General features: G+C 53.7%; 13 protein-coding genes and 1 pseudogene. 5 read left to right on the forward strand and 9 right to left on the reverse strand.

Annotated elements, in window-relative coordinates; translation table 11 throughout:
* Positions 1–361: 361 nt before the first annotated feature.
* The gene (locus CPT76_RS02105) at positions 362–823 is read right to left on the reverse strand and encodes a Dps family protein (protein WP_076170500.1); all 462 of its coding nucleotides are present in this window, start codon (positions 821–823) and stop codon (positions 362–364) included.
* A 322-nt stretch (positions 824–1,145) separates the two neighbouring features.
* On the opposite strand from CPT76_RS02105, the gene mtnK reads away from it, so the two are divergent.
* Together mtnK and mtnA are read left to right on the forward strand one after the other, a co-directional pair.
* A complete protein-coding gene (gene mtnK, locus CPT76_RS02110) occupies positions 1,146–2,369 on the forward strand; it encodes an S-methyl-5-thioribose kinase (RefSeq protein ID WP_105441882.1) in 1,224 nt (407 codons plus the stop codon).
* On the forward strand, positions 2,366–3,451 hold the full coding sequence (gene mtnA / locus CPT76_RS02115) for an S-methyl-5-thioribose-1-phosphate isomerase (protein ID WP_105441769.1): 1,086 nt from the start codon (positions 2,366–2,368) through the stop codon (positions 3,449–3,451). The genes mtnK and mtnA overlap by 4 nt, the downstream gene beginning before the upstream one ends.
* A 121-nt stretch (positions 3,452–3,572) precedes the next feature.
* Here mtnA and CPT76_RS02120 read toward each other — a convergent pair whose 3' ends face one another.
* A complete protein-coding gene (locus CPT76_RS02120) occupies positions 3,573–3,875 on the reverse strand; it encodes a YunC family protein (RefSeq protein ID WP_076170502.1) in 303 nt (100 codons plus the stop codon).
* Positions 3,876–4,091: 216 nt separating this feature from the next.
* Here CPT76_RS02120 and CPT76_RS02125 point away from each other — a divergent pair, with 216 nt between their 5' ends.
* Positions 4,092–4,622: a hypothetical protein gene (locus CPT76_RS02125; RefSeq protein WP_105441770.1), complete on the forward strand. Its 531-nt coding sequence runs from the start codon at positions 4,092–4,094 to the stop codon at positions 4,620–4,622.
* A gap of 106 nt (positions 4,623–4,728) precedes the next feature.
* On the opposite strand, the gene CPT76_RS02130 is transcribed toward CPT76_RS02125, so the two are convergent.
* Positions 4,729–5,109 carry a DUF423 domain-containing protein gene (locus tag CPT76_RS02130; RefSeq protein WP_105441771.1) on the reverse strand — a complete coding sequence of 127 codons (381 nt, stop codon included), beginning with the start codon at positions 5,107–5,109 and terminating at the stop codon, positions 4,729–4,731.
* A gap of 231 nt (positions 5,110–5,340) precedes the next feature.
* Between CPT76_RS02130 and CPT76_RS02135 the strand changes: the two genes are divergently transcribed.
* A complete protein-coding gene (locus tag CPT76_RS02135) occupies positions 5,341–5,778 on the forward strand; it encodes a hypothetical protein (RefSeq protein ID WP_105441772.1) in 438 nt (145 codons plus the stop codon).
* A gap of 49 nt (positions 5,779–5,827) precedes the next feature.
* Positions 5,828–6,679: a DegV family protein gene (locus CPT76_RS02140; protein ID WP_105441773.1), complete on the forward strand. Its 852-nt coding sequence runs from the start codon at positions 5,828–5,830 to the stop codon at positions 6,677–6,679.
* A gap of 35 nt (positions 6,680–6,714) precedes the next feature.
* On the opposite strand, the gene CPT76_RS02145 is transcribed toward CPT76_RS02140, so the two are convergent.
* The 6 genes and pseudogenes from CPT76_RS02145 to CPT76_RS02170 form a co-directional block, all read right to left on the reverse strand.
* The gene (locus tag CPT76_RS02145; protein ID WP_105441774.1) at positions 6,715–7,872 is read right to left on the reverse strand and encodes a phosphodiester glycosidase family protein; all 1,158 of its coding nucleotides are present in this window, start codon (positions 7,870–7,872) and stop codon (positions 6,715–6,717) included.
* Positions 7,873–8,032: 160 nt separating this feature from the next.
* Positions 8,033–8,566 (reverse strand): annotated as a pseudogene (locus CPT76_RS02150) (polysaccharide deacetylase family protein); the annotation flags it as partial.
* A gap of 183 nt (positions 8,567–8,749) precedes the next feature.
* Positions 8,750–9,136, reverse strand: coding sequence for a response regulator (locus tag CPT76_RS02155; protein ID WP_181152656.1), 387 nt, complete (start codon positions 9,134–9,136; stop codon positions 8,750–8,752).
* Positions 9,137–9,249: 113 nt separating this feature from the next.
* A complete protein-coding gene (locus tag CPT76_RS02160) occupies positions 9,250–9,930 on the reverse strand; it encodes a Na-translocating system protein MpsC family protein (RefSeq protein WP_105441777.1) in 681 nt (226 codons plus the stop codon).
* A gap of 146 nt (positions 9,931–10,076) precedes the next feature.
* Positions 10,077–11,246, reverse strand: coding sequence for a DUF4349 domain-containing protein (locus CPT76_RS02165; RefSeq protein ID WP_105441778.1), 1,170 nt, complete (start codon positions 11,244–11,246; stop codon positions 10,077–10,079).
* Positions 11,247–11,403: 157 nt separating this feature from the next.
* The coding region (locus CPT76_RS02170) for an SDR family NAD(P)-dependent oxidoreductase (protein ID WP_105441779.1) at positions 11,404–12,050 on the reverse strand (647 nt) is incomplete at its 5' end.

Below are 12,050 nucleotides of genomic sequence, written 5' to 3' on the forward strand. Positions count from 1 at the left end.
ATGGATGCTGTTCATGACGAACGGTTTCGCGGAAGTTCTGCAGCATCCGGCAACGGAGCTATCGTTCTCATCACCAGCTGGCATTTCGTGAACATTCTGCGATATGTTATGGATTGCATTTCCACATCCAGGGAACAGCAGCATGGAGGATCCTGACAACCGCGCAGACGCTCGGATTCATGACCGGGAACAGCCGCCAGAGACCGGATCCCATTTCTCAATTTCCCGTACGTCCGATTCATGTCTGATTAATCAAAAAGGCAACGCGGTCTTATACGTTATGCCGTCAAAGGTTGATCCGGGACACAAAAAGTGCGCTGGCGGCCAGCGCACTTCCAGGCTTTCGCGAAAGAAGCATCCCTTATCCCAGGTAAGAACGGAGCATCCACATATGCTTTTCGAGATCGCTCTTGATCTTGATAAACATATCGGCCGTTGGATGGTCGCCGGCTTCCTCCGCCAGGCTGATTCCTTCGCTCATTTCCTCGGCAACGGTGGCAAAGTCCTCGATCAGGGTCTGCACCATTTTGCGCTGGTCTTCATTGCCGGAAGCTTCCTGAATGGTTGCGATGTCCAGGTACTCCTTCATCGTCGCAGCCGGGCTTCCTTTAATCGTAAGCAGCCGTTCAGCCACTTCGTCCATTTTCAGCGTAATATCGTCGTACAGCTCTTCAAATTTTACGTGGAGGGTAAAGAAATGCTCACCCTTTACATACCAATGGTAATTATGGATTTTGACATACAGGACGTTCAGGTTCGCAACTTGTTGGTTCAGGATTTGCTCCAAAGTGGATGTTTTCGATTTGGATGACGTTTTTGCCATGAATATCCCTTCCTTTTTTAAGTATATGGCCTTTCCCTCTCCATTGCCGCATACAACGGCAGCTTCGGAGTCCGGCTGGAGTTTTCGTATAAGTATGGGGAGGCTATTCCGAGAGTAATCTGGGCTGCGTGCCTCCCTGCCCTTATCTTACCCTTCAACCCGCTGCACGAAACAATTGCACATAAATGGCAGGGTCTTTCGTTTTCAAACGCTCTCACTGAAAAAAAGATTCAAAAGAGGTCGGCAATCCGATATACTGTTTTATAACCAAGTGAACAAGTTGGCTTTATTCGCGTTTCCTTATTATACGGAGGTGACTTCCATGTCCACATATCACCCGCTCACCGTCCAAGACGCCATTTCTCTCGTCCGCGGCATTCCGGGGCATTTCACGCCCGATGCGCAGCTGGAATGCAAAGAAATCGGTGACGGCAACCTGAACTTAGTGTTCCATATTACGGACCGGAACAGCGATAAAAGTATCATTGTCAAACAAGCCCTTCCTTATGCGAAGGTGGTCGGGGAATCCTGGCCGTTGTCCCTGGACCGGGCACGCATTGAACGCGAGGCGCTTCAAGTGCAGTACCGCCTGTGTCCCGGACTGGCACCGCAGGTGTTCTCCTACGACGATGACCTGGCGATAACCGTCATGGAAGACCTGAGCGACCATACGATTATGCGCAAAGGGCTGATCGAAGGACAAGCCTATCCGTTGTTTGCCCGCCATATCGGCGAATTTACGGCCAGAACGCTGTTCTATACCTCGGATCTGTTCCTGAGCCCGCAGGAAAAGAAAGAACAGGTACGTAAATTCATCAATCCGGATCTGTGCAAAATTACCGAGGATTTGATCTTTGACGATCCATACCGGTTTTCCGATAACAACAACTACCCGGACTACCTGGAGGATGAGGCGAAGGAGCTGCGGGAGAACGGCAAGCTCCATCTGGAAGTCGCCCTGCTCCGCGAAGCCTTTCTGACCCGGACCGAAGCGCTGGTTCACGGCGACCTGCATACCGGCAGCATTTTCGTCACACCGGAATCGACCAAAGTGATTGACCCCGAGTTTGCCTACTACGGGCCGATGGGCTTCGACCTCGGCGCCGTCATCGGCAACCTGCTGCTGAACTACGCTTCCCGGCCAGGCTGGGATGCCGCAGAATCGGAGGTTCTCGGCAATCAAGAGCGTCTTCTGCGCATGGTTTCGGACGTATGGTCCGAATTTGAAATCCGCTTCCGCAAGCTGTGGGATGAGGATGCAAGGGACCCGCTTGCGAAAGCACCCGGCTACCAGGACGCCTACGTGGCCAAAGTACTGCGGGATGCCTGCGGATTCGCCGGCTGCAAAATGATCCGGCGCATCGTCGGCTTGTCCCATGTGGCCGACATCGACACGATCGCGGACGTAAAGCAGCGGGAGAAGGCGCAGCGTACGGCGCTGGCTATCGGCAAACAGCTCGTTCTATTCAACCGGACCATCCAGTCCGGCGAAGACATCGTCCGGCTGGTGAAGGAAGCCGAGCCGCTTAAAGGAGCCGTAAAATGAGTAATGACAACCAAGAACAAACACAACGACGCAGCGAACCGTTAACTTCCGTCCAATGGGGCGGCGACAAGCTGATCCTGCTGGATCAGCGCCTGCTTCCGGACGCCATCGTCTATCTGGATTTATACACGCCGGAAGAAGTGTGGGAATCGATCCATGCGATGAAAGTCCGGGGCGCACCGGCCATCGGCATCGCCGCCGCTTACGGCGTGGTGCTCGGGGCGCGCCAGTATGGAGGCGTCGATGCCGCCGCCTGGAACGACCATGTCGTCAAGGTCAGCGCCTATCTGGCCACCTCGCGGCCGACGGCGGTCAATCTGTTCTGGGCGCTGGACCGGATGAAAGGGAAAGCGCATGAGTTGGCCGGCCGGGGAGGCAGCGTTGCCGACCTGAACGAGGCCCTGCTCGCCGAGGCCAACGCGATTCAAGCGGAGGACGAGGAAGTGTGCCGCCGCATCGGGGAGAATGCACTGCCCCTGTTCCGGGACGGCATGGGCGTGCTCACCCACTGCAATGCAGGCGGGCTGGCTACGGCCAAATACGGAACGGCGACCGCGCCGATGTATTTGGCCCAGGAACAGGGCATACAGCTGAAAGTGTATGCCGATGAGACGCGCCCTGTGCTGCAGGGCGCGCGGCTGACGGCCTTCGAGCTCCAGCAGGCCGGAATTGACGTGACGCTGCTCTGCGATAACATGGCAGGCATGGTCATGTCCAAGGGATGGGTGCAGGCGGTGATCGTTGGCACCGACCGGGTGGCCGCCAACGGCGACGTCGCCAACAAAATCGGCACCTACAGCCTGGCCGTGCTGGCAAAGGCCCACGGCATTCCGTTCTACGTCGCCTGCCCGTTGTCGACGATCGATCTGAACACCCCTACAGGGGACAACATCCCGATTGAAGAGCGACCCGCTGAGGAAGTCACCGAGGGCTTCGGGAAGAGAACCGCTCCCGAAGGCATCAAGGTCTACAACCCGGCGTTTGATGTCACGCCTCACGAATATGTAACAGCCATCATCACGGAAAAGGGGATCGTCAAAGCGCCGTTCGCCGAGAACCTCGCCGCTCTTTTCCAAGCTTAATGAGCATGGCCAATGTGGCTTCGTTTCGGGCTAGTGTCTCTAATCGCCGAAATGCCACCGGCTCAGCCAGCCCTGCCCGGGCTGGCTTTTTATTGCTTTCCAGTCGGCGGCCGTGAGGCCATTACACCATTTTTAACAGAGCTTCATGCCCTGGCATGCCCGGAACGATTCCGAGCGCCTCGGCCTCGGTCGTCACCGACTCCAGCGGCGCTTCAAGCAGCTCCTGCAGCGTTTTGACGCCGACAGCACGGCCCGCAATGATTTTTCGCTCTGCCAGTCTCGTGTTAAGCAGGCCTACGTCCAGCGCCCCGCACATAATGTACCCTTTCGGCGAGTTGATCGTGAGCAGCGTCGTCTTGGGCAATTTGACCTCTACCCCAACAAAGCTGTGGCCCCCGACGGTAATCGGCACCATGGTCACCATTCAGCTGTACACCTCCCCAGGCGTGATATCCATCCAGCATCATTGTATTCGCCCTGGTGAGGGGGTGACTGTGCGGACGTCCATAACCAAAATGCGCCGAAATAAATAGGAAGAAAGTTGCTTTCCACTCCGACATTAGGACTATGATTCTATTCACATTCATGATATTATTTAGTCACTTTCATATCTAATTTGAACGTATAGTTTGGGGGATCCATGGACAACAATCAATCCAATGACGAATCGGGTTTTTTATTCAACGTCGACATCTTAGTGAAAAGTCCCTCTAATGCCCTGGCGCTTCAAGAACTCCTCGGCATGCTGAACGGCAACGGGCATATTGCGGATTTTCGCATCAAATCGGGAATTGAACTGGGGCGGTTGATTGAATCGATGCTTCAGGACAAGCGCAAATCTCTCCTTTCCAAAGAAGAGCCTTCCCATCCGTCCGTTCCCCCTGCTCCGATCAAGGAAGCGGAGCTGCGTACAGCGGCCGTGGGGAAAAATGCAAAAAGCCAGCCGCCCCGAAACCCGGTGCATGGCGGTTCGGACATTTATGATTGGATTCAGGTATACATCCGTGACAACCGGCTGATCCGGCTGACGGCCAATCGGAGCGGGCAGCACATTCATATGCCGTGCCGGATCCTGAATTATGATGAGGAACACCAGATGCTGAACGTATATCACGTGGATGAGAAACAGGTTTATACCTTTAAGCTGAACGAAGTGGACGAGGTCATCTAGTAGGATAAGGATGCCGTTTCTCCGAAGCTTATAACACTAAAACAAGCCCGTCCCGGCTCACTAAGCCGAAGACGGGCTTTCTTCTGTTCTCCTCCGGTATGGAGGGTCAGGATCGTCTGCGCGATGCGGCTTCCGCAATCAGGCAGATCCAGCCGATGATGAAGGCAACGCCTCCAAGCGGCGTAATGGCGCCAAGCACTTTGATCCCGGTGATGGCGAGAACATACAGACTTCCGGAAAACAGAATGATCCCGGCCAGCAGCAGCCATCCCGCCCAGGCCAGCTTGCGCGAATCCCCCCATAACCCCGCAACGACCCCAATCAGTATGATCCCCAAGGCGTGCGCCATATGATATTGAACCCCAGTTTCATAAACCTTCATCGCCGACTCTCCGACGATAGGTTCCAGCATGTGGGCTCCGAATGCTCCGATCACCACGGACAGCATCGCCATCAGGGCGCCGGTCAATATAAATTTGCGCTGCACATCGACAACTCCTTTGGATGTTCCTAATCTATATAGATTGAACTAAAGCCTGTTAAAATATGATTTTCTTTAGTTCATTCTATCTACTAACAAACTGTTAACTATTTTAACCGATCGGACACCGCCTTTTCCACCACCATGGCACAAGACTGCCCAAATCAGCTTGATTTTTACGGGATCTTATGGAAAAGTAAGAAGCATATCTATCGATTCGAAGGAGAGAGTGATTTCATGGATTCAAACCAGCCTCCGCACCAGCCGGACGGATTCCAGCAGAACCCGGGGCCCCATTCGCCCCATGCTCAGTTCGTTCCCCCTGCTGCGCTGAAGCATTCCGGGCCCGGCATCGCATCCTTTGTCATGGGCCTGGTCAGTTTGCTGGGTTATATCATCAGTGCCGCGGCAGCAGGCGCCATTATGGCTCCTTATCTCGAAGAAGGCATGCTGGACGGTCCGAATTCCAATGCGGTCCTTGGCCTCGGTGTTGTCGGTCTGCTGATGATCGCACTGGTTCTCATCAACGTGGTCGGAACGATTCTGGGCATTGTGGGGACGGCCATCAAGAACCGCAAAAAGATCTTTGCCATCATCGGGCTTATTGTGAATGCCGTCATCGTGCTCAGTATCGGCTTGTTCTTTATATACTTCATGGCCTCTGCCGCAGTCTAGCGGACTTTACCCGCAGTCCAGCAGTCTATTAGAAGAAAAAGGTGATCTTATGTCTCAAGTCAAAATATTTGCCGACAGCACATGCGACCTTCCTCACGATTGGATCAAAGCCCATGACATCGGCATTATTCCGCTGTACGTTACGTTCGGGGACCAGAATTACAGGGACGGCGTCGACTTAACGACACCCGAATTGTATGCCAAGGTGGAGCAGACGGGCAGCCTTCCCAAGACGGCCGCTCCGTCTCCGTCCGATTTTATCGCGGCATTCACCCCATTTGTGGAAGAAGGACGGGATATCGTTTATATCAGCCTGTCGTCCGAGCTATCCTCGACTTATCAGAACGCGCTGATCGCAGGTGAGGAGTTCCCGGAGGGACGAATCACGGTCGTGGATTCACGGAATCTGACCACCGGCATCGGCCTGCTGGTCATGAAAGCGGTGGCCGCGGCAGAACAGGGGAAAAGCGCCCGTGAAATCGCCGGCATCGTGGAGACCGTTAAGCCGCTCGTAGAGACCGAATTCGTCATTGATTCGCTGGAATACCTGTACAAGGGCGGACGCTGCTCAGGCATGCAGAACCTCATGAGCAGCCTGCTCAAGATCCGGCCGGTCATCAAGGTGATCGACGGTAAGATGACTCCGGCCTACAAGGTCCGCGGCAAGCGGGAAAAAGCCCTGGAGCAGATGGTCAACAATGCGCTGGACAAGAAGGACGAGATGGACAACGACCTCATCTTCGTCACTCATTCCATGGCGGCTGAAGATGCTGAAGCGATCAAAAGGCTGCTGGAACAAAAAACCGGCGCCCGCGAGGTTGCCCTCTCGGATGCCGGCTGCGTCATTAGCTCCCACTGCGGTGCCAAAACGATCGGAATCATTTATTCCAAAAAAGCCTGATTTTCAGGCTTTTTTCTTTTACATATAAACGATTCCTACTTCTTCGAGGGGTCGATATCCCTCGGATTGAGGCCCGCCCATATATTCGGGATGTCCGCCTGCTCAGGGTGTTCAAACACCAGAAACGCGGTAGGCAAATACCGTTCCCCGTATTCCGATGACGGTTTGTTCACAATTTCATTATCTTTGACGAGGACGGTGGAAGATCCTCCGTCCAGATTGGCAGCGATCACCGCCCCGTGCTTCAGCATGATCTGCTGGACATCGTATAAATTGGCTCCGACGCTGTACGTCGGCTGTCTTCCGTCAATGACGACAAACAGGATGGCCCCGTCCTCACGCTGGCCCATGGCGGTCCGCGGCGCGATGCCCCAGCCTTCGGCGGCATTCTTTATGAGTCCTTTGCCGTTGACGATGATCCGCGGCTGAAACGTCACTGCCTCCTGAACCCCCATCCGGTCCAATTCCTTTAGCGAATAGTTGCCGGCGATCATTTTGCCGTCCCGGTCAATGCCTACCACCTGGGTGGTCGCATTTTTTCCCAATCCGTTGTAATACAGCTTCCCCTGCGATATGACGATGCCGATCGGCTTAAAGCCATTCCCTTTCCAGTTCGGGTCGGCGAATCCGCCTCCGTTCACGCCGGCAATCGCGCCGTAGCGCTTGACCATGCTGGAGACTTTCTCGCCTTTGCCGCGCTTTGAAGGAACGCCCAAACGGATTTTTTTCGGATCGTGAACGGTCATCACATACCCGTGATACCCTTTACCCGAAACTTCCTCAATCTCCACAAGGGGCGGCTTCTCCGTCTCCTTGCCGGCTTCGGCGGAAGCTGTCTGGGTTTGCACCGGCAGCTTGATTTGGTGCGTATCTTTTTCGACGCCCATGGCTTCAAACCGCTTGTTGTATTCCGCTACGCGCTTGTTCAGCTCGTCCTGCCCAATAATATATTTCGCCAAATAGCGATGCTGTGTCGTTATGAGCGTATCCGCTATCAGGTAACGAAAATGATTGCCGGATACCGTCAGGAACAACCACGCGGCTGCCGCGGCACCGACCAGAACCAGGCTCCAGAAGAAGCGTATGCTGAACCGACGGAAACCTCCCTTTTTCTTTTTCCTTTTCTGTGTCCCTTTTGGAGCGGACCGTTGGTTTCTTACGCTTGAACGTTTGGGCAGCGATGCTTGCTCCATGGTTACTTCCCCCATCTCATGAACTCGGGTCCTAAGTCCCACGTAGAATAGACGCGAAATCAGGGAGGAAGGTTTCATATATTCCGGGTCTATTTATCAACAATTTTTATACAAATATTTTCCATTTACTGCAGCCGTAAAGCACAAAAAAACGCCAAGCATCCTTCGAAATGGAGTGCAGCAGAATGACCGCCCCCGGATGCAGCTGCGCCATCACTTGACGGTAGGCATAGTCAGCCCCCTTCTGATCGTTCACGTCCCAGTCCTTGTACGCTACGGACCAGAATACCGTCGTATAACCTTCAGCGCGTGATGCCGCAAGCGTGCGGTCGCTGAAAATCCCCCGGGGAGGACGCACGTATGCCATCTCCTTCTGGCGGGTCGTCCCGGTTACGCTCTGCTTGACCTTATCCAGCTCTTCCTTGAGCTGCGCGTTGGAAATCTGGGTCATATCCGGATGCGTCCAGGAATGATTGCCCACCAGATGGCCCTCCGTGACCATCCGGGTTACGAGCTCCGGCTTGTCCTTTACATAATGTCCCGTCAGGAAAAAGATCGCCGGCACTTTCTTTTCTTTCAAAACATCCAGTATTCTAGGGGTGAACCCGTTTTCATACCCGTTGTCAAACGTCAAATACAGCTCTTTCTGGGTTGTATCCCCCAGGAAAATTGCACCGTTCTTCTGCAGAATGTCAGCCAAAATGATAAGGGCTGTCCGCAGCCGCTGTCTCCTGGAAAAATCCGCAGCACAGTAACAGTGCGGCAACCGCAGCAAACGCAAAACGCTTCATCTTGAAATTTCCCCCTGCGTTGGATTATAGGCTACTCAAAGCTATAACGTAATATGCCACATCCGATGCAAAGTTATGTGATATTTTCAAAATGGCAGCGGCCGGAGAATGGAATCGATCACCTGAATAAAGTTCTTAATGTAGAATGGTTTCGTAATGTATTCGATAAAACCTGCCTGTCTCCCCTTGGCGATATCCGACGCCATCGCATAAGAGCTGACGGCCACCACCGGGATTGCCTTTGTCTTCTCATTGGCCTGGAGGCAAGCTAGAGCATCGTATCCACTCATTCCGGGCAGCTGGATGTCCATGATGATCAGATCGGGGCATCTGGCCGTGGCGATCTCTACCGCTTCCTCCCCCGTACAGGCCTCCCACATGGTGGCGTTAGGAATTTTTTTGAAAATATGCCGCATGAGAGACATATTAATTCCGTCGTCCTCCACGCATAAAATGTCATAATTGCTCTTCATTTTTAAACCTCCTACCATGAAAAAAGCCAAAGAAAGAGCGTACCAGCTCCTTCTTTGGCTTATGTTCAGCTCATGTTCCAATCATGTCTGACCCATTACCGCCTGGTGACCGCCTAATCCTGGAATGTGCAGGCAATCACGCTTTTATCCCTATTAAAATCCCAGTCCACGTAAAAATCGGCCAGGGTCCGGCCCAAAATTCCCCCCAGCTGGGTTTCTTCCTCAAAATACCGCTTCTCAAGCTTTCTCTTGGTTGTCCGCAATACTTCTTCAAAACCGGTACTGATTAATTCCTTCTCGATCAGAATCAGAATTCCTTCCCGGACGACAATTAAAGTTTTGGGGTTCATCCACCAGGAGTACACCTTCCTGGGAACCTTCTGGACGATACCGGTGATCCGGTTAACTTCATTATGTAGAGCTTCCCGACCCGCATAATCCTCGGCTTCGATGGTCTGGTCTGCCTTAAGTCCGACAATGATCCCCGAAGCGTTATGTAATCCCCAGTCGTAGTATACCTCTTCCAAACGGATGTCCATTTCCTTCTCCAAATACGCCTTCAGTTCAGGAAGCAAAGACTCCATCAGCAGCTCGCGGGTATATCGGAAAGCTTTCTCCTCTTCCTTGTTTAACAGGAACTTCTCGACCGGTCCGATGAAATTGCGGATATGGAGTGCGATCGCATAGTTCCCGACGGAGACGTGCACCGATTCCGGCCCTTTGCCGAACCTGTCCCTTAACAGCTTGCCGGTAAATGCCGCGATTTGGTTGGTGTGATTGGCTGTATACAACATGACAGCTCTCTCCTTCTCATCATAGTGCAACGCTTACGTTAATTCAATTGATTTCATCATGCGTCATTATTAAGAGGTATATACCCAAAAAGATACCGGGCGCAATCAGGTGCGTCCGGCTCATTCCTTCCATCCATGGGATGGCCTTATTTATGGGGGTCGGAATCGGGGTCAGAGTCAGGATCGGGTTGCTTAGGAGCTTCCTCGCTTCGTTCCGCCCGTGTAGGATCCGATTCTTCCTGCTGCTGTTCTATAGGACCGTCTGTAGGACCGGCAGGTCTATGGGGCTCCTCTTTCCATGTCTTCCTCCGCTCGGCGGCTTCAGCCCGCTGCTGCTTCCGGCCTTTGCGGACCATCCAGACGATCAGAAGCACGATCGCAGCAAGAATCAGAACAGGAACGGCTCCTGACAGGATGACGATGATCCACTGGACAATCTGCGTCAGCACGTCCATGCTTCCCTGCAGCGCATCTCCCGCACGCTTGCCAAGAGGGGCCTGCTGGCGATCAGGCTCGGCTTTGGGCAGCGTCTTCTCCGGCTGGTAAATGCGCAGCTCCACCGTGGAATAAGCCACATTCTGATCGATATAGCGCATGCGTCCCTTGATCTGCTCGATTTCTTCCTGCACCCTCTCCAGCTCTTTGGCAAACGCCACGAGGTCGCTGGTCTTTGTCGCCTTTTTCATAAAAGCGATATACTGCTCCTCCATCACCTGCTTAGCCTTCAATCTCGCCTGCAAATCCACGTATTCCTCGGACACGTCTTGGCCCTCAATGCTGCGCTGAAGCGAATCATGCTTGATCTGCTCGAGCCGATTCAAAAAGGACGAGAAGCCCGATGCAGGGACCTTGAGGATAAAGGTACCTCCCCGCTCGCTGGCTGAATCCGTTTCGGAAAAATTGACGATATAACCGCCCGACAAGGTCACCATATTTCTCACTTCGGTCTGCGCCTTGGCATAGTCCTGAATCTCCATTACCAGATGCGCCTTATAGATGAGCTTCTTGTTTAACCCGCCGGCCAGGTCCTGGGCGGTGAACCCGGCTTCCGGCGCAGTGTCCGCCTCCAAAGCCTTAACGGTACCGGCCTGCTGCTCCGGCTCCGCCGCCAGCGATGACTTCTCCTCCGCCGTTGATGCTGTAGATGCTTGCTGGTCCTGAACCGCAGCGGTATTCGCCGCATGGTCTGAAGCCGCGGAGCTTTCGACGGTCCCGCCGGCGCTGCTGGCGCTGTCCTTTGAACTCCCGGACGAGCAGCCGGTTACCAACAGAATGACAAACATGAATGCGGCAAGCCATGACCCCCAAGTGCGCATACTTCATTCCTCCTCAGAAATGGAAAATATTTTATATTTTCCTATCTAACGTCAGGAGGGCTCCGAAGGTTGCGGACAAAAAAGAAAAAAAGCCCTCGGGTGTACCCCGGAAGGCTTCTATGCTTCATTCATGTGTATGGATTCGCAGAATCAAAAATCAGGTCGCGGATACGCCGCCGTCGATGGCCAGCTCGGCTCCGGTAATAAAAGAGGATTCGTCGGATGCCAGGAACAGCACGCCGGCCGCAATGTTCTCCGGTTTGCCCAAGCGAGGCAGCGGCGTTTTGGAGCGGAACCAGCCCGTCATCTGGTCGTTGGCAAACAATCCTTCGGTCATCGGTGTTTCAATGTAACCCGGATGGATCGAATTGCAGCGGATATTGTCCTTGCCGTAATCCACAGCCACCGCCTTCGTTAGCATCCGGACAGCGCCCTTACTCGCGGTGTAAGGTCCTGCTCCGTTGCTTCCCGTGAGCCCGGCAATCGAAGAAATGTTGATGATGGAGCCTCCGCCCCCGCGCTGCATCACCGGTACCACGTATTTCAAACCGAGAAAGCTGCCTGTCAGGTTGATGGACATGACCTTGTCCCAATCCTGCATGGATGTGTCCACGAGCGATTTGGCCAGCGAGATGCCGGCATTATTGACGAGAACGTCGATCGTGCCGAACGCTTTGACCGTTTCGTCCACGATATGCTGCCACTCCTCCTCGGAGGTAACGTTATGACGGAAGCCAATAGCCTCTCCGCCCTGCTGTTTGATCTCTTCCACGACAGCCTGGATTTTGTCCTCCTGAATGTCGG

The organism is Paenibacillus sp. AR247, from assembly GCF_002968895.1.
Taxonomy (GTDB): domain Bacteria; phylum Bacillota; class Bacilli; order Paenibacillales; family Paenibacillaceae; genus Paenibacillus_AQ; species Paenibacillus_AQ favisporus.